The sequence below is a fragment of the Exiguobacterium alkaliphilum genome, from assembly GCF_018138125.1.
Taxonomy (GTDB): Bacteria; Bacillota; Bacilli; order Exiguobacteriales; family Exiguobacteriaceae; genus Exiguobacterium; species Exiguobacterium alkaliphilum.
Genome location: NZ_CP073103.1, coordinates 55,835 through 73,587 on the forward strand (window position 1 = coordinate 55,835; position 17,753 = coordinate 73,587).

Below are 17,753 nucleotides of genomic sequence, written 5' to 3' on the forward strand. Positions count from 1 at the left end.
TACATCAAATAATAATCCTTAACTTGTGATAACCTTATATTATCACAAGTTAATTAAAAGATATTTAGAATCATTTAAATTAAATGATTCTAAATATCTAATTAGTTGGTGATAGATATTTCAGTGTCTAAATTCAAGGAAATATAGTTATCTTCACCAATAACAAATTTAAAAAATCTCATTAGTTTTTCTTGATATAAATCGAAGTTTTCATAAATCAGTGTGGTGGCTTTCCATGGTTTATCAGAAGTCCATGTTTCATTAAAGATATCTTCCTCAAAATTGGGTTGATGCGTAAGGCGTAAAGATTCAGACCCTATCAAATTTAAAATGCTAAGGTTATTTCCTTCGTTAGAACTTTGAGAATCTAAATCATGGATAAGGTGCGGTTGGATTCCAAAATGTGATAAAACTTCATAATATGCTTTCTGAGTTAACTTTCCATTACAAGGGATAACAGACACTTCTCTTAAGATGTTTTCGAGTTGTTCTTTAATTTCAGGTTTCCTTTCTTGAATTTTATTTTTAATAGCTGAAATGCTTGCTACTTCGCAATCACCTTCCACAAGAATTATTCTTTTAGCGAAAAAAGTTTCTAATGTTGAGGTATTAAAATTTAATAGCATACGCATTCTATTGCGCTTTTCTATAGCTGTTTCACCATTAAATATATTGTTCTCCACCTGCTTAATTGTTGTGCCTTGATCAATATTTTTTTGCATCAAAACTATTCCTTGGTGTCGGTCAGCCAAGTCAATAAAATTTTCTGAGTGTGAGGTACAAATCACTTGGGCCAAAGGATGCTTTGAAATTTGAATTAATGAATCTCTCATTTTTCTCTGTAAGTGAGGATGTAAGTATATTTCAGGTTCTTCAATTAAAAATAAAAAGCTTCTCTTCCAAATAGCCTCATCGCCTTCGTGTGAAGCATCATTAGTATCGTCTAAGGCATTGTTGGTGAGTTGTTCTGCCATCAATTCCAATAATGAAAGTATTAACATTCTCTGTACCCCGTTACCTTGTTGGTTGGGATGAGTAACTAAATTGTTATGCTTTAAATATATGTTAGAGTTTAAATGTAATTTTTGCATTACTTCTGGTACTTCAAAATCTACGTTAGCTTCGATATCCATTAATCTTTTTAATTTGCGACTTAGCTTATCTTCTAAATTTAGTACTTCCGCGTGTCTAGTGCCTTCATTGAATATTGTTTTCAAAGAATCTAATGAGTTTCTGAACTCTTGAATTTCTTGCGTTTGATTTAAGTGATGTTCGAATAACGCTGAAGTTATTTGATTAGCAGCAGATTTGTTTTTATTCGAGTCCGCTTCCTCATCAATTAATTTAACGGCAGGTACATAAATAACTTTCGGCATAATTGATCGAATATTAGAAGACAAACCATTTGGATTGTCCATCCATTGGACATCGCCCTCTGTTATTAAATCGGAATTATTCATATAAACATAACGTGTAAATTCATTTTTAAGCTTTGCAGGGATTGTTGGTGAAGAAAGTTCTTTTTCAGCAACAAATCTTGTGTGTAGATCACGTAATTCTTGAGATTTATTATCAAATATTGCTTGGTTCCATGTTCTATCATTATTCAATTCCGTAATAGTAAGTTCAGGACTATAGACTTCAAAAGGTATATTTGAATCACTTGTAGTTACGTCAATCCATCTGCGTCTTAGAACTAATTCGTTATTGTATATGTAGGGCCTTATAAAATGATGATTATAATCTGCCTGATTAAAATCATTAAATACAATAGTTATTTCAATGGCTTCAGAGTCATTGTTAGGCAGATTTTTAAATGGAAACATATTTAAAGTCGGCGTATTAGGAGTATCATTTTCAGGTAAGAAGAGTTTTAAAGCTTCTAACAAGGATGATTTGCCTATATTGTTCTCTCCAATAATTGTTAAGAAGTCTGAAGAACCTTCACTATCAACTGTAGGTATGCGAATTTTACATTCTTCACTCCGTCCAATATTTTTAAAATTTTTAATGGTAAATTCTTTAATCCTCAATTTGTTGTCACCTAATTTCTTGTTTTTTTGTTTCTAAAATGGTTATTCTTTCTTTTATGAAATTAATCCTTTGTGGTTTTTTAAAATGTATTATTTTTTACTTATTTAATATTGTTATATGAGCAAATTTCTAATCATTTAAATCACAAAGGGTTTGGAAATGATTAAAGAATTATTTAATTTAATACGCTAAGATTGAGTTAGTTAGGAAAGTGGTATATAGTTAGTATAAGTAAGAAGTAAGAATTCTTACTGTTTGTAAATTAAAAAACAAAACAATCCGCCAACAAAAAACAAACAAATGAAAAAGCCGAGCGAAAATAAATTACACAAATTAAAATGGTAAAGTGAAAAAAGGAGAGATAAACCATGGTAGCAACGAAAACAAAAAAGGTTGCCGTCTCCAGCAAAAGACAAATCGCCATTCCAAAAGAATTCTTTGATGCGATCGGTATTGAAAAAGAGATTATTATGGAACTGAATGACGGAGTTATTAATATCAAACCAGTAAGAACACATACGGATGATTTCTCAGAAGAAATATTAGCAGATGTTATTCAAGAGGGCTTCACAGGGAACGACATTTTGAAAGAATTTCAACGCCGTAAAAATATGATTCGTCCGGCTATTTCACAAATGATCAAGGAAGCAACAAGCACTAAGCCTACATCAATAGATGATTTATTCGGAGATGACGATGAGGACTGATTTGAATTGAATGATAATGTACCAATTGTATTTCATCCAGCAGCCAAAAAATATTTTATGAAGTTAAAAAAGAAAGATAAACAACTTAGTGAGCTGTATAAAGTAAATCTTCAAAAGATTGTAAGCAACCCTGAAATTGGTGAATTTAAAACAGGGGATTTGGCTGGCATCAGAGGATATGATTTTAGGCATAAGGGGACCGTCTATGAAATTGCCTACAGCATTGAAATGGGAGATAACGGGGAATTGATTGTAGTTATCTTAGCTGGAACCCGAGAAAACTTTTATCATGAATTGAAAAGATATTTAAAGTCTAAATAAATCATTAATGAAAGGCGCTTGAGTCGATGTAGAAGTTAGACTTAAGCGTTTTTTTAATTTGGAAAATTAATAACACATAATAAAGTAGATTCATTACACTTTAACCAAGGATACTTACTTTTAAATTTAAAAGGATGAATTTTGCACTGCTTGTGCTCTTTGTTGTACTCGGACACCAAAAATACTTTGTTGATGCAGAGATTATCCTACTTACCCACGCTCACGTCAGCCTGGATCTACGTCAAGTCTTTGGACACCTTCTGCCTAAGTTTTTTCTTTGGGCAACATCCCGAATGGATTGTTCCACATTCCAAGTAGCCCGTCAAAGTGGAAAGAGCCTTTGACCGCCTACTTGGAATGTAGAGCGAAAAAGATACGGATGTTGCCACACAAAAATGTTGGGTGGGGATTTCAATCACCCCAATTTATGCTGCGGCACGGCACAGTTTTTCAAAAGTATCCGGTGATAAATAACCAATGCTGCCATGAATGCGCTTGCGATTGTACCATCCTTCAATGTAGCGAAACAGCGCCATGCGAGCTGCTTCAAAATTGGCATAGCGCGTGCGGTACACTTCTTCTTTTTTCAACGTCGCATGGAACGATTCCATACACGCATTGTCATACGGGCAGCCCTTGCGACTGTATGAAGGCGTGATGCCATGTTGTTCGAGCTTTTTACGAAAATCTTCACTTGTAGATTGCGTCCCTAAATCGGTATGCAAAATCAAGCCTGGTGCGGGTTGTTGGGCCTGCACAGCGTTTTCGAGCGCGTCTAAAACAAGGTCCACCGTCATACGGCGACCGAACTTATAGCCGACAATCTTTTTTGTGTGTAAATCTTGTACCGATGCCAAATAGCACCAGCCATCTTGAACGGTATGGATATACGTAATATCACCCACCCATTTTTCGTTGATTGCTTCGGTTTTGAAGTCCTGATTGAGCACGTTTTCACGTTCTTCAACGGGCGCACTAGATGATGCCGGTTTATACTTTTTTACGATGTTCGAACGGATGCCAGCGTGTTTCATAATGCGCTGAATGCGATCAATACTGCCGGTGTAGCCTTCTTGCTTTAAAAGGGCGAAAATCTTAGGCGCTCCGTACCGTCCATCACTATCTGCGTGGATTTCACGAATGCGCGCTAAAAGCTTTTCATTGGCGACATGATAGCTATTTGGCTGCTTATGAAATGATTGATAATACGTACTTTTAGGCACCTTTAATACACGACACATCAGTTGAACAGGCTGATGCTCGCTTTCTTTTTCAATGTGGTCAATCAATTCTTGGTCATCTATTTTTGCGCGAATATGGTCATAGCCTTTTTTAGAATCTCTACCTCTTGTTTTAAGCGTAGATTTTCCTTCTGGATCGCAGCGACTTCAGCTGCCGTTAACTCATTTGTCCCTTCAATCGGAGAATGTAGTTTAATCCATTTATAAATTGTCACTTCTGATACACCATATTCGCTAGATAGTTGATTGACCGAAGGGCCAGAGCGATAAAGCTCCACCACTGTTTGTTTGAACTCTTGATTGTACTTTTTTTGACTCATGTCGGACACGTCCTCTCGTTCTCGCTAGTTTACTAACTTAGCGTGAGTATGTCCATGACTCTATATTACATCCACTTAAACAAGATAAAATATAATAAATACCTATGATTTTGGCTTCAGAAGCAAGACTAATTGATATTTATTAATTATTAAAATAGCATTCATTGTAAAGTTCAAATCTCTGTGCGATAGTTAATGCGATGCATATAAATACATTTAGCTTTTTATTTATTGACAAATGAAGTATCTTTTCCTAAACTGGTAATTGTCCAAATGGTTACAAAAATGTAATTTAAATGGACAATACATAATTGGAGGTGTTAATATGAAAACTTCTAACCTCGTTAAGGTTAACGTTTCAGCTCCTGTAGCGGTTTCTGCTCAAACTAAAATCGCTGCGATGGCTATGGCCGCAGAACGTTAATATGTAATTAGTACCCATTCTGTCTTTCCGTTGCTGTTCATTATGTGACACGGCAGAATGGGTTATTTTTAATTTTGAAATTATTACACCTCGGAGGTTATACATATATGAGTTTATTAATTACTAACCCGAATCTTCAAGTTCACTTAACAAAAAAAAATCATCTCTATTTTTCTATTTCTGGAACTCCTGGAGTTGAATACGATAATAATGCAGATTTTTATTTAGAACTATTAACGTTAATTCAAAACGAAATTGAAGTGAAACATCTACCCTCGCATCTGCAGAACACAGGATATTTGATTGACGAAGAAGATCTCAAAGAACTATTAGAGTCGTGGAAAAGCCATAATATTCTGAAAGACTATGAAGAAATCGATGAACAAATTAACGAATTAGCGTATGAAAAATATGATCGACAAATTAAAAACTTTGGCACACTTCCTGGTTTATCTCAGTCAGATGGTGTCAAATTTCAGAAGATCTTGAGCGGAACCACTGTAGGCCTTATTGGTGTCGGTGGAGTAGGTTCTTATATAGCTCATGGGTTATCGTTAATGGGTATTGGCGGATTAAAATTGGTAGAAGGAGACATCATTGAACTAAGTAATACATCAAGACAGATTCTTTACCACGAACATGCGGTTGGTAGAAAAAAAGTTGAAGTAGCAAAAGAACAACTTCAGATTAGTGCTCCAAAAACTTCTGTAAAAACTTTAGACACGTTTGTGAATCGAGACAATCTAGACGAAGTAAGCGATTTTCTTTCAGATGTAGATTTTATTGTTTTAGCGGCAGATACACCAAGAGGAGAAATCGAATATATTACAGATGAAATCGCTTATAAAAATAATACTCCATGGCTAACTTTTGCTCCTTTTAACTTTAGCAAAGTATTTATTGGGCCCTTAATAATCCCTAACAAAACTAAACGATTACACGAATTAATTCCTCAAACCGAATTTGTGGCTGATAATGTAAAGGTAAAAGAAATCAACGAAAGATTTTTTCCTACTATTATGGATCCGTATAATGGTATTGCTGCAAAAATGGCCTTAATCGAAATAGTTAAATATATAACCGGTTATACACAATCTTCAGTAATTGATAAACGAATTTTATTAGATACTGCGACCTGGGAGATTGAACATTATGAGCTTTAAAATTGATCTTAATAGTACTTTAAGTAAAATACTTCTTACAGAAGTATTTGAAGAACTAGAAAATGAGGCACCTATTAAATATTCGAAGAAAAAACTTGAGTTTGCAATTGCAAAAGCTCAACAGTATACCAACGACTTCAAAATCACACAAAATCTTGAAAGCTTTCTTGATTACCTGATTCAGAGTGATTCAGATATTAAATATATAAAGCAAGATATATTTAAATTTAATCAACAATTTTCAGATGATGTACCTCAAGACTTATACGAATTAGGATATTTTTTAAAAAATCAGAAAAATCATGCTTTCATCGGAAGAGAAAGCGAACTTGAATTTCTAAAACTCTCTATTTCAAGAAAAATAAAAAATAATCTTATTATAGTGGGAAACCCCGGAGTAGGAAAAACAAGTTTGGTTCAAGAATTTGCTTCAAATTCTAAAACAAAGATCTTTGTTTTAGAATTAAATCGAGTTTTATCTAATACTAAATATAGAGGATCTTTTGAAGAGAAACTAACTCGGCTTTTAGACATCGCGATACAAAAAAGAATTGCTATTTTCATTGATGAAATTCATATTCTTTTATCTGGAGGAAAAGCAGAAGGTGGATTTTCTGCTGCTGACCTAATAAAACCTTATCTTACAGACCCAAGTTTAGTAATCATTGGTGCAACAACGACAGATGAGTATGAAATAATAGCTTCCGATAAAGCATTGGAAAGAAGATTTAACATTATATATTTAGATAACATGCCTAAGCAAACAATAAAAAATATCTATTTGCAACTTGTGAACGAACTTCAAATTAACTCTTTATCGATAGATGATTTCGAAAACGTATTTCAACAATTAAATAATATAACAAATCGGAATTATCCAGATAAACTCATTGACTTTTTAGATTTATTCGATGCCACCGAAAAATTTCATGGTAAGACTACCATAAATGAAATTATAGCAAAGGCTTTCTATGAACAAAAAGAAACTCAATATAGCAACTAAAATTGCCCTAACCTATTTAGTTTTTGTAGGGTTATTAGCTTTTTTTAGATCTGGAATGTCAGGAGTATTTTCGATTTATTATTCCGCAAGTGGTATCGAAGAACATAATATTAGCTTTATAAAATCTTTCCAAAACATCGGAATACTAATGGGTTTAATTCCAGCAGGTATTTTGGCTGACAAAATAGGAAGACTAAAAGTACTAACCCTTTCAAGTTGGATTATGGCCATAAGTTTTGGGATTATCTTAACTTCTTCAACTTTGGTTTCATTTTCAATTGCAGAATGGCTTTACGGTATAGGTTTAGCATTAAACTCTGGAATATTATTAGCTTATGTAAGTGATTTGCAAGAAGAGAAAGGTGTAGTTATTTCTAATCAAACAATGGGAAGACGCACCACTGTTTTAAATGCAGCAACTTTATTGGGTGGAAATATTGGAACAAGTCTATTTAATGTTAATATAGATTTCCCCCTCTACTTTTCAATTATTGGTTTATCAATTTACCCTTTCATTATTTTCTTTTGGTTAAAAATTTCAGGATTTAAAGACAATAAATCCGAAATTTTATCAATTGAAAAAACCTCAGAGAAAAAACTTAAAAAAATCTTAGCCCTAAGCAATTTACGGAATTTCAAAATCAATAGACCACTTTTGAACATTTCAATAGCAAATCTCATTTTTGAAGCAGCAATTCAATTTGTATTGATCTATTGGTCGATATATTATGTACAACAGCTGGGCTTTAATCTAACATTAGTATTCACTTTAATGATGTCAGCAGTAATACTAGGAAGCGAACTATATGTCAAAATAATTAATTATTTGGAAAATAGCACAGTCTTATTAAGTTCTATTTTAGTTATGGGAATTTCTTTAGTGGGAATCGGAATGATAGACTATAAAATGTTTAGTCTAATCTTGTTCATTTTATTTGAAATAGGTACAGGGATTTTCACTAGTTCGGTCCATGCTGAACAAAATAAAGCATTAATATCACAAAATAATAAATCTAAAGTTCTTTCACTAATCGATTTTACTACTGAAATTTCTGTTATTTTCGTTTTAATGATTAACAATTATTTCATCGAATCTTTAGGAGTACAAAAAATGTTCATAGCTAGTGGAATGTTATTAGGACTCGTTTTATTAGTGGTATTAAAAAATCAAAGTATCAAGGAGCGAATATCATGACTTTTTATGAAAACAGTAAATACTTGGCCGTTAATACTGCCAGTGATTACGATAAATTTCTTCCAGAGTATTATTTCTTTGATGATGAAAGCAAAAAATACATTGAAGAAACAGAATTTATTCAACAAACAATTGGTGATCGTAAGTATTCATCCACTTTAGAATTAGGCGTGGGGACCGGTAGAGTCACAAAATACCTTGGACCTCTTTCGGACGAGTATAAAGGTATTGATATAAGTCAAAGCATGATAAGTCGAATTACTAAAAAGCTTCCTGATTCAAAATATTCTTTTGTCGTCCAAGATATTAATTCATTTATTGATAATAACTCAGAAGAATTAAATAAGTATGACTTTGTAGGTAGTTTTTGGGCCTTTAATTATTCAATCTTAAGCTTTTTTGAATACACGAATTTTGAAACAGGTGAAGTACATCCTTATCAAGATTTAAAGTCCGCCGAAGAGAGTGCCATTCAACAAGTTATCAAGCTTTTTTCAAATCTTAAATCAGGCACAGAATTCTTGTTCTTTTATTTTGATGCGTATTCAGTAGAACAATCTTACGTGACAAGGATATTACAGAAGGAGCTCCCATTTCCGTATTATGACAGAGGATATACTTTCAAAGTTTTTCAAAAAGCATTAAATTCATTGAAGACTATAAACTATAAATGCATTTATAAAAATGGATATGTTGAATTAAAAAATACAGAACATCTTATTAATTATTTTTCTAGTCTACATTTAAAAGGAAAGTTAAATACGGAAGAAGAGAAATTGCTACTTGTCGATTCTTTCAAAGTCTATCAATATGAAGATGGTCACTACGAAATTCCAGCTGGTATGAATATAATTTCAGGGAAAATAAAGTAAAACTAAATTAGAACCGTATTATATACAATATGGTTTTAAAAAATCTACAAATAGACTATTTATTTTTGACATAAGTCGATAAGATTAATAATCGAATCAAGTTTTAAATTTAACGGCCAATGTCTTGATTTTAAAGATATAGGCCGTAATCATCATGAAAGCACTGGGGTTGAACTGTCTCTTGCGCTTGAAAAAATACAAATTATATTGGGAGACGATAGGGAAGGTCGCAGACAACATCCTGTACCATCGGCTCAAGACCGACGTATTCACTGAACTCAGAGATATTGGAGAGCGCTTTGTCCAAATTGCCTCAGGGGCATCAGCTCCTGATCCATTCCGATCAGGGATGGCAATCACTCCCTACATACCCTCAAAGAGAGGGAGCGTGCATAGCATGTCCCTCAAAGGGAACTGTCATGACAACGCAATGATGTGGAATCATGAAATCCGAACTCCTTTATCTTAAGCGTTCTGAGAATATCGATCATTTCAAAAACGAGCTTGGTAACTGTATAGACTATTACAACACACGACGAATCGAGGCAAATTTAAAACTGAGTCCGGTGCAATACCGGACCCAGTTCCTTCACGCAGCCTAGATGGAATAACCGTGTCTAACTTAAAATAGATAAACCGATTTGTTATTTAATCTGTCTACTTAATTGCTAATTGGGAAGTGTATCATCTGTTTTTTTAAGTGGTGATTTATTTGAATTCGATTTCCCAACGTTAAAATACTGTCTACTTTGATTAATAATATCCAACCCAATCAGGTTGTCCTTCCTTAACTGCTCTTTCGATTTTTTCAATCCAATTTGAAATTTCATCCAATTTTCTTTGTACATCTTCTATATTCATTTCAGTAGTATTTGCTTCATTCCATAAGACCTCAAAAGCATATTTAACACCGTCTAAGTCAGCTTGAATTGAATCTTGGGCAAATATACTAAATAAACCTCCGGTATTATCATTAGTGTTTATCGAAGTGGCATTAGGTCTGCATTCTACATTATTGTATGAAAGATGTGTAAATTGCCACCCTCTAATAGTTCTCACAACTTGATAAGAATCGTCATGCCCCCATCGGCTAGAATATACTCTAAATCTCATATTTTTATTTAGATTTATATCACCCTGAGTACTTTTCCAATCCTTATTTCCAATTATCCACCTATATAAATCTTCTATAGCATGAAAATGGTTATAGTATTCATTAAGATTATCTTCCGGTATTAATCCAGTGTTCTGAAGAAACTGCTCTTCGTATAAAGGTAAAAAAGCCCAATGAAGTATACTCGAAATCTCTACTGCACGTGCCAATAATCGTTCGTAATCTTCATCTGAAACTTTCTTTGTGAATCTAAAGTGTTCTTTCATTTTAAAGTAAAGACTTTCAAATTCTTCATTTAAAGAATTTATGTCATTTTCAGATTTTGCATTATTTATATGTGAAACATATTCTTGAATCTTCTGTTTTACACTATCAGAAAGATGAGTACCATTTACGAGCTGATCTTTAAAGTCTATTACATCAGCATTTGTAAAATAAAAACTTGATTTAAAAATCTCATCATCAACAGGTGTCTCTATATTAAAGTCATCTTCATACACCGACTTAGTAATTTTAATAATTAGATTTCTCTTTCTTGCTTGATTATAGTCAACCATTGTTATCCCTACCTTCAGTTGTAGTTATCCGTATTTTTCTTTAAGATATCTTGTCATTCCGTCAATATCAGGATATACAGTACTACTATTAATCCCTAACCCTTCTAATTGTTGAATAAAGTATATTTTTTTTTCAGAAGGGATAACTATTTTCAAATGCTTTTCATAAGTGAGAATTTCATTCATTTTGTGAGGATAGTGATCAATTGAAGTTAAATCAATTAATGCTAGCTTTAAATCCCCTGTTAGTTTATCGATGCGATCGAGAGTAAGTGATTTATTGTAGGAGCTTAATTCATTTTTGAAATATTCAAGGAATTTCTCGATATATTGATTTGTAAAAGGAACCTTGGCATTCACAATGAAGTCATTGAAATCATTGGGATTAAATGTTATTTTTTTGCTTTTTATAAAATTAGTCAAGAGCGATTTTAATTTACTTTTCAAAAGAGCATCGGCCTCATCTGGATAAACTTCAAAATAAATCGAGAATAGTCCCTTTTGAGTCCGTATACGATCATTATAATACTTCGTTTTAAAAAATTGATATTTCTTCTTTTCTCGACTCAATGTAAAAAGAAAATCTTCCAAGTTGTCTGTCAAATCATGTCGACCTTTAAATCTGTATTCCACAAAAGATTCAACAAGATTATCTTCATTATCATTTAATATTATTGTCTCTTCAAGTGACACCATATATACAGCAGCATCTGATAATTCATTTTCTTTACTTACACAGGAAAAATAAAGCGCATGAAGTTTATTTTCTGTCCAATCAACTAATCTAGTGGGTATCCCTAAATGTTGCATATTACAGATATTTTCTATAAAGTCACTTCGGGTGAAATCCTGATAGTTTGCTTGGCTTAATTCAGAATATAATTGGGCTTCTGTATTTTTAGTAGAAGGAGAACGGAACAAACTAGATTCAATCGCCCAACTCGATTGAGCCTGTCCTCGATACAAAAGATTATGTTTATTGTAATAATCGGTTATATCTAAAAAATCAGATAAATCTTCAATATGTATCTCAATGCTATGTAAATTTTTCTTAATTGGACTTAAATAATTCTCTTTTAAAGAATCGTATTTATCTTTATGAATACCTAATATCTCATTGGGTATTTCACATGAGATTACTTTCACAAGAAAATCAGATGTGGATTTCTTACCAAACAATTTAACTAAACCGACAAAAAGCCTGTCGTCATTTCCTTGAAACAACACAAGAGAAGATGAATTTTTGTTATTATACAATTTATGGGTGAATTGTTCGAATAGTCCTGGGAAGCCACCCGATATCTTTGTGAAATATTGAATCAAAGTAATTTCTCCAATCCGCAAAATAACTTTTTTATCTTCGTCTTCACTATATATGTTTCTATTTTAACATAAATAATTCTCACTAAGCATTGAATGTGTTTTACTTTAAAATGCTCTTCTATAGAAATTTTTTATCATTAAAAAACACGTTCAAAGAGATATTTAATCCATCACAAAACTTCTGAATTGTACTCACTTTCGGATGTTTTGTGCGTCCGCTCATCAACTCTGAAATCGTTGCTTGATTTAATCCACCTCTCTGAATGACTTGATGGATGGTCATGTTATGTTCTGCCGCGAGCTCTTTCATCCGCTCGATGATTGCCTCGTTCAACTCCACTTGCTCACCCCACGATCCAAGTACTCTCTTCATCACTTATTCTTTATGAAGTCTTCTATTCCTCTACCCTACCATAATCTCTTGAAATCAAAATAATTGTCATTATTTTCTGTACTCAAAGCGTTATTTTTTTACAGTTGTGCTACAAAACCGAAAATATTGAGTTGCTGTTGGCTATAAACCCTTGCGTAGAGCGAATTCGACAGAAATCGGCAATTGTAAAATTTCTGACATATCAGAAAACTGATGATTTTTAAACCTAACCCTGTTATATTGGAACCAACAAAAGGAAACATCTGTTTGGTCGCCGCTCTGGTTTACAGAAAGGGGAAGGCTTATGTATCGATTCGGGGAGTGGTTGAAGGAGAACCGCCGGCTCTCGGGCTGGTCACAGGTCGAACTATCCGAGAAGACATTCGGGGAGATTTCACAGCCCGCCATCAGTCAATATGAACAGAACCGTTCGGTGCCTTCGATCGCGGATATCGATCATCTGGCCCGCGCGTTCGGGCACACGCTCGCAACGGTGCCTTGGGACGCCATTGACTTCGGATACGGGGCGAAGCGGTCCGTCACGAAGCTCGAACGACGCCGGTTCGACTTGAAGGAATTGCCGCAGGCCGACTCGGTCCGCACGTTCGACGGGAAGACGTATGAACTGCACGGCTTCATCGGCATCGAGAAGGCGAGCGGAGAGGCGGTCCAGCTGACGCAACTCTACTATCGGATCCGCACGGTCGTCTGTGACGCCCACGTCCTCGCCAAGCGCAAGAACCCAGATGACGAGCTCATCCACGTCAAAAAACGGAAACGAGTCCGACAGTAACCAACATCGACGCAGCAGCCCATCCTTAAGGATGGTCTCCTCCAATCACATATCGGCGTATCCCTCACCAGTGACCGGGTGGGCGGGATCTACGCACAGATGGTTCGGCGAGAGTCGCCTAAAACTCGCCACAAGGTCACCGCATCGTTTCGGGTCATCGAAAAACCCTGTACAGCTCCTTATCAAAACGAGGAGCGGAGTTCGTGGGGGAACCGCTAGAAACCCACCGCATCGAATCCGACTGTCCTTAATGATGTGCTGCTGCACATCACGAGATCAAGGGAAGGAAGTGTGTACTGTGGCATCAAAAGAACAGAAACAGAACCGTAGCTTCGCCGAGAAACTCTTACGCATCCGTGGGAAGGACTATGAGGAGTGGCTCGACGAACAACATCAACAAGTCATCCAGGACAACCAGGAACTCATCATGGAGGCGCTCGAGGCGAAGCTCAGCTTCAAGTCGCCGGCGCACCAGGACTAAGGAGGGAACGACATGGGACTCAATGAGACAGGGCTCAGCTTGCTTCAGTTCTTTCAGGGACTCGCGGTTATCGCCGCGGCCATCGCCTTCGCGATCGGGGGCTTCTACTTCATCTTCGGCGGGGATCGTGGCCGCTCGAAAGCCGTCGGCTGGCTTGTCGGGGGCGCCGTCGGTCTGATCATCGTCATGGGCGCATTCACGCTCGCCGAGATGGTCGACCAGAATATCAAATTCTAATGCACATTTACGCAGCGTTCCAATCGGAAGGCTTTTTTTGTTGCTTGAAACGAGAGGAGGAACGAGATGCTGTTTGTACGATTCACCGACGTGCCGGACACGCGGATCCAGAACTATGAGCGGCTCACCTTCGCCGATGCCGTCGTCGCGACACATGATCTGCACCAGATCCTTAGCGAGGAAGGAACGAACTGTTCCGGTGACTTCCGGCTCTTCGACCAGAAAGACGAGCTGCTCTATCGAGGGACGTTCACGTTCGGGACCGGAGGCACCTATCCGAACCTGTATCATCAAGTGAAGGACCGGGTGCAACGGATCCGAATGAAAAAAGAGGATAACGCGAAGAAGATGTGGCTCCTCGACGAGATCGAGTCCGAGACACCGGACGACTATAAGCGCCCGTCCGCTAAATCGAATCCGATTGTATCGTCGACCTATCAATCACGCCTGACCCGACTACAGCGCCGCCTTATCTACGGGGCGGCCACGGCCGGGATTCTCTTCACATCGTTGTTCACTGCCACCCAATGGTTCATCGATAAAGAGGCGCACGCTGAGCAGGGGAGCAGTGGGGAACAGACGTGGCTAAATGCTTACGACCAGGCGCTCCAAGGTGAGGAATCCCCACTCATCGATTTACTGGAACGAAAAGACCGGTCCGAGGAAGAGGATGCCCTATTGATCGACCTCTATCTTGCAGAAGGCGCAGACCAGAAAGCGCTCGAACTCACGGATGACCCCATCCTAATCGAGACGAAGCTGGCCGGGCTCGATCTAGCCGATCAGGAGAAATTGGAACGGCTTCAGGACTTCCAAGCGTCACATCCGACCGATGAGGGCGCGTTCGACCTCGCCGCACTGGAACGTGATTATGAGACCGTGGCCAAAACGGAAAATGTGGAATGGACTGCTCCCCGCGTCTCGGCGAAAGTGACCGCTTATCTCTACCTCGGGGACATCGAGTCCGCGAATGAGTGGGCGTCCAAAACAAACGACCCTGCCGTACAAGTAAAGATCGATAAATATCAAGACATCACGGCCATGATCAACGAACTGAACGGAAAATTGAAGAAAACTTCTAGTAAGGACACTTCGGCCCGTGAGAAGATTCAAGCCGCTATCGCTGCAGAAGAAGTTAAACTGCAAACAATTCTTTATTCAGATTAAGGTAGGTGAAATAATTGAGAAATCCGTCTCTGTCACCACGATTCCCGATACGTCTGATCTTCCCCGCCCTGTTCTGCCTGTTGATAGTGCCGGTCGGGATTTTTTATCTGCTGAACGGGGTCTACAACATCATTCGACAAATCATGACCCCGATATTACAAGACGGGCTGTTGGCCGGGGCGACGATTCCGACGCTCTCACCCTCTTTGTTCCTGGAGGTGAGTCTTCCCTCTTCGACCGTCTTGATCGGACTGATCGTGTTCAGTCTGTTCATCGGACTGGTCGTGTTCGGCAAGGTATGGCTGAACTTCCGCGATCTTCGGAAGAATCAAAAAGGGAGCGCTCGTTTCACCTCGTTCGATGAACTGAAGCAACAGTACCGTCGCGTCCCCGACCGGAAGAAACGGTATGACGGATTAGGCGGTGTCCCCGTCGGACGGGTCAAGAACGAGCTGTTCATCGATGATTCGCCAGTCAACAACCTTGTCATCGGCACAACCCGCTCCGGGAAGGGCGAGACGTTCGTCTTCTCGACGATCGACCTGTACAGTCGGGCGCGTGAACAAGCGAGTCTGATCATCAACGATCCAAAAGGCGAGCTCTTTGCCGCCTCGAAGGAGACGCTCGAGCAACGCGGCTATCAGGTTGAGGTGTTGAACCTGATGAACCCGCTCCAATCGATGTCGTACAACCTGTTGCAACTGACGATCGACGCATTTCTCGAGGAGAACTATTCGCTCGCCCAACAATATGCGCGCTCGGTCGCGTTCATGTTGTACCATGACCCGAAGGCACGGGACCCGTTCTGGGCCAACTCGTCGATTGACCTGTGTACGGCGCTCATCCTCGGTCTCTGTGAGGAGGCGAAGGACACGCCGGAGAAAATCAACATGTACAACGTCGCACTCATGCTCTCGGATTTAGGATCACGGACGGTGGTGACGCGACAAGGGCAGGAGATTTCGGCACTCGACGAGTTCTTTCAGCGGTTCCCGGAGAACCACCCGGCCCGGCTCCAATTCGCGACGCTCCATTTCTCCGGTGGGCAGACGCGGGCGAGCATCCTGGCCAATACGAACGCGAAACTTGGGATCTTCACGTTGAACGGGACCGGGAAGCTGACGTCGATGAACTCACTCGACATGCGACGCATCGGATTCAACCGTTGGATCAGCGGACGGACCGAGCCTTTGACACGACTCACATTCACGTTCCCCGATGGGACGGCCCATGCGCTCACGACCGACGACGATGGCAGCTTCATCGTGTACCACGCGTCGTCGCTCAAATCCGGGGACATCGTCCAAATCTCGACCGATTCAGGAACTTCGACGGTCCAGTTGGAAGCACATGACTCGGGAAGCGGACGGTTCCACTACTTCATCGACGGGACGATTCAGATTCGCGAGGTAATGCACCAGATGCGTCCCGTGGCGGTGTTCCTCATCGTTCCGGACTATGACCCGACATTCAACGTCATCGCGTCGCTCTACATCAAACAGGTGTACACGGCGCTCGCCCGGGTCGCCTCGCAGACGAAACAAGGTAAATGTGAGCGTCAGGTCGTCTTCCTTCTCGATGAGTTCGGCAACATGCCGCCGATCGAAGGCATGGCCAACATCATCACGGTCTGTCTCGGCCGGAACATGCGCTTCAACCTTGTCATTCAGGCATACTCCCAACTTGAGAACCTGTACGGAGAGGACTGGAAGACGATCGACGGCAACTGTGGGAATACGCACTATCTGTTGACCGCGGACGAGTCGACCGCCGAACTGATCTCGAAGAAACTCGGTGAGGCGACCATCGTCACCAAATCGCGTTCCGGACAGACGTTCTCGCTCAAAAAATCGAAGACGGAGAATGTGGACGGCCGCCGGCTCATGACAGCGACCGAAGTCATGGGGTTAAAGGAAGGCGAGATGCTTATCATCCGTGTCATCAAGCGTCAGGATACGAAGAAACGGCGGATCCAGTCGTATCCGATCTTTTTGAGCGGCAAGACGGCGATGAAATATCGGTATGAATACCTGTCGGACGATTTCGACACGGACCGCTCCCTGCATGACATCGACATCCCATGCCGTCACGCCGGTCTCGACTTCGAACAGATTCGTATCCGTTTTACGCAGAAAGAAGACGAGATGGAAGCGAACACGCCCTCGAATCAGGAAGATAAGTCCTTGACGGTACGTGACGTGCTGCAGGACAGCATCCTCCGCTCGATGTTCGAGGGACATGACATCGGTGGGATGTCTCTCCCTGAGTTCGAGACGAACCTGAACCTAGGAGTTTACGACGTCACCGACAGCCAGAAGAGCTTTTTGAGCACGATGATCGCGAAGCGACTCGAGAAACTGAAGCAAGGTACACCGTAGAGAGGAGGCCGAACCCATGGCCGAGAGTGCGAGAGAGAAGCGAATCCAGA

16 protein-coding genes and 1 pseudogene are annotated in these 17,753 nt (G+C 39.1%); 12 read left to right on the top strand and 5 right to left on the bottom strand.

The features are described from left to right. Positions 1-101: 101 nt before the first annotated feature. Positions 102-2,033, bottom strand: a complete 1,932-nt coding sequence (locus KB235_RS15520) for an AAA family ATPase (protein ID WP_211781055.1) — start codon at positions 2,031-2,033, stop codon at positions 102-104. A gap of 369 nt (positions 2,034-2,402) precedes the next feature. Here KB235_RS15520 and KB235_RS15525 point away from each other — a divergent pair, with 369 nt between their 5' ends. Then, positions 2,403-2,741 (top strand): AbrB/MazE/SpoVT family DNA-binding domain-containing protein, encoded by a 339-nt coding sequence (locus tag KB235_RS15525; protein ID WP_211781056.1) that lies wholly within the window; start codon positions 2,403-2,405, stop codon positions 2,739-2,741. 6 nt (positions 2,742-2,747) lie between these two features. Beyond that, a complete protein-coding gene (locus KB235_RS15530) occupies positions 2,748-3,062 on the top strand; it encodes a type II toxin-antitoxin system RelE/ParE family toxin (protein ID WP_211781057.1) in 315 nt (104 codons plus the stop codon). Positions 3,063-3,487: 425 nt separating this feature from the next. Here KB235_RS15530 and KB235_RS15535 read toward each other — a convergent pair. Further along, positions 3,488-4,623 (bottom strand): IS3 family transposase gene (locus KB235_RS15535; protein WP_211781058.1). Its coding sequence is split into 2 segments (ribosomal slippage): positions 3,488-4,398 and positions 4,398-4,623, totalling 1,137 coding nucleotides; the frame shifts between segments, so codons are not numbered across the junction. Between the two features lie 531 nt (positions 4,624-5,154). Between KB235_RS15535 and KB235_RS15540 the strand changes: the two genes are divergently transcribed. The 5 genes and pseudogenes from KB235_RS15540 to KB235_RS15735 all read left to right on the top strand — a co-directional run. After that, a complete protein-coding gene (locus KB235_RS15540) occupies positions 5,155-6,210 on the top strand; it encodes a HesA/MoeB/ThiF family protein (RefSeq protein WP_211781059.1) in 1,056 nt (351 codons plus the stop codon). Further along, on the top strand, positions 6,200-7,213 hold the full coding sequence (locus KB235_RS15545) for an AAA family ATPase (RefSeq protein ID WP_211781060.1): 1,014 nt from the start codon (positions 6,200-6,202) through the stop codon (positions 7,211-7,213). The genes KB235_RS15540 and KB235_RS15545 overlap by 11 nt, the downstream gene beginning before the upstream one ends. Then, on the top strand, positions 7,182-8,408 hold the full coding sequence (locus tag KB235_RS15550; protein WP_211781061.1) for an MFS transporter: 1,227 nt from the start codon (positions 7,182-7,184) through the stop codon (positions 8,406-8,408). Before KB235_RS15545 ends, KB235_RS15550 begins: the two co-directional genes overlap by 32 nt. Then, positions 8,405-9,280, top strand: coding sequence for a methyltransferase domain-containing protein (locus KB235_RS15555; RefSeq protein ID WP_211781062.1), 876 nt, complete (start codon positions 8,405-8,407; stop codon positions 9,278-9,280). The genes KB235_RS15550 and KB235_RS15555 overlap by 4 nt, the downstream gene beginning before the upstream one ends. Before the next feature lie 244 nt (positions 9,281-9,524). Then, positions 9,525-9,882 (top strand): annotated as a pseudogene (locus KB235_RS15735) (IS3 family transposase); the annotation flags it as partial. 151 nt (positions 9,883-10,033) lie between these two features. Here the strand turns inward: KB235_RS15735 and KB235_RS15565 are convergent. The 3 genes from KB235_RS15565 to KB235_RS15575 form a co-directional block, all read right to left on the bottom strand. Beyond that, the gene (locus KB235_RS15565; RefSeq protein WP_211781064.1) at positions 10,034-10,951 is read right to left on the bottom strand and encodes a hypothetical protein; all 918 of its coding nucleotides are present in this window, start codon (positions 10,949-10,951) and stop codon (positions 10,034-10,036) included. Positions 10,952-10,975: 24 nt separating this feature from the next. Continuing rightward, positions 10,976-12,274 (bottom strand): FRG domain-containing protein, encoded by a 1,299-nt coding sequence (locus KB235_RS15570; RefSeq protein ID WP_211781065.1) that lies wholly within the window; start codon positions 12,272-12,274, stop codon positions 10,976-10,978. A gap of 118 nt (positions 12,275-12,392) precedes the next feature. Continuing rightward, positions 12,393-12,647, bottom strand: a complete 255-nt coding sequence (locus tag KB235_RS15575) for a helix-turn-helix domain-containing protein (protein ID WP_211781066.1) — start codon at positions 12,645-12,647, stop codon at positions 12,393-12,395. Between the two features lie 304 nt (positions 12,648-12,951). On the opposite strand from KB235_RS15575, the gene KB235_RS15580 reads away from it, so the two are divergent. From KB235_RS15580 to KB235_RS15600, 5 genes are all read left to right on the top strand, one after another. Then, complete coding sequence (locus tag KB235_RS15580; RefSeq protein ID WP_159563769.1) at positions 12,952-13,440, top strand: helix-turn-helix domain-containing protein; 489 nt, start codon at positions 12,952-12,954, stop codon at positions 13,438-13,440. A gap of 298 nt (positions 13,441-13,738) precedes the next feature. Continuing rightward, positions 13,739-13,921 (top strand): hypothetical protein, encoded by a 183-nt coding sequence (locus KB235_RS15585; protein ID WP_051627825.1) that lies wholly within the window; start codon positions 13,739-13,741, stop codon positions 13,919-13,921. Between the two features lie 12 nt (positions 13,922-13,933). Continuing rightward, positions 13,934-14,158 carry a hypothetical protein gene (locus tag KB235_RS15590; protein WP_012390467.1) on the top strand — a complete coding sequence of 75 codons (225 nt, stop codon included), beginning with the start codon at positions 13,934-13,936 and terminating at the stop codon, positions 14,156-14,158. A 66-nt stretch (positions 14,159-14,224) separates the two neighbouring features. Then, complete coding sequence (locus KB235_RS15595; RefSeq protein ID WP_211781067.1) at positions 14,225-15,325, top strand: hypothetical protein; 1,101 nt, start codon at positions 14,225-14,227, stop codon at positions 15,323-15,325. Positions 15,326-15,339: 14 nt separating this feature from the next. Next, positions 15,340-17,703, top strand: a complete 2,364-nt coding sequence (locus KB235_RS15600; protein WP_211781068.1) for a VirD4-like conjugal transfer protein, CD1115 family — start codon at positions 15,340-15,342, stop codon at positions 17,701-17,703. Positions 17,704-17,753: the final 50 nt, after the last annotated feature.

Bases quoted from the DNA above. Each gene is read 5' to 3' on its own strand.
- KB235_RS15525 (WP_211781056.1), top strand. From the start codon at position 2,403: ATGGTAGCAACGAAAACAAAAAAGGTTGCCGTCTCCAGCAAAAGACAA.
- KB235_RS15540 (WP_211781059.1), top strand. From the start codon at position 5,155: ATGAGTTTATTAATTACTAACCCGAATCTTCAAGTTCACTTAACAAAA.
- KB235_RS15545 (WP_211781060.1), top strand. From the start codon at position 6,200: ATGAGCTTTAAAATTGATCTTAATAGTACTTTAAGTAAAATACTTCTT.
- KB235_RS15550 (WP_211781061.1), top strand. From the start codon at position 7,182: ATGAACAAAAAGAAACTCAATATAGCAACTAAAATTGCCCTAACCTAT.
- KB235_RS15555 (WP_211781062.1), top strand. From the start codon at position 8,405: ATGACTTTTTATGAAAACAGTAAATACTTGGCCGTTAATACTGCCAGT.
- KB235_RS15565 (WP_211781064.1), bottom strand. From the start codon at position 10,951: ATGGTTGACTATAATCAAGCAAGAAAGAGAAATCTAATTATTAAAATT.
- KB235_RS15575 (WP_211781066.1), bottom strand. From the start codon at position 12,647: ATGAAGAGAGTACTTGGATCGTGGGGTGAGCAAGTGGAGTTGAACGAG.
- KB235_RS15580 (WP_159563769.1), top strand. From the start codon at position 12,952: ATGTATCGATTCGGGGAGTGGTTGAAGGAGAACCGCCGGCTCTCGGGC.
- KB235_RS15590 (WP_012390467.1), top strand. From the start codon at position 13,934: ATGGGACTCAATGAGACAGGGCTCAGCTTGCTTCAGTTCTTTCAGGGA.
- KB235_RS15595 (WP_211781067.1), top strand. From the start codon at position 14,225: ATGCTGTTTGTACGATTCACCGACGTGCCGGACACGCGGATCCAGAAC.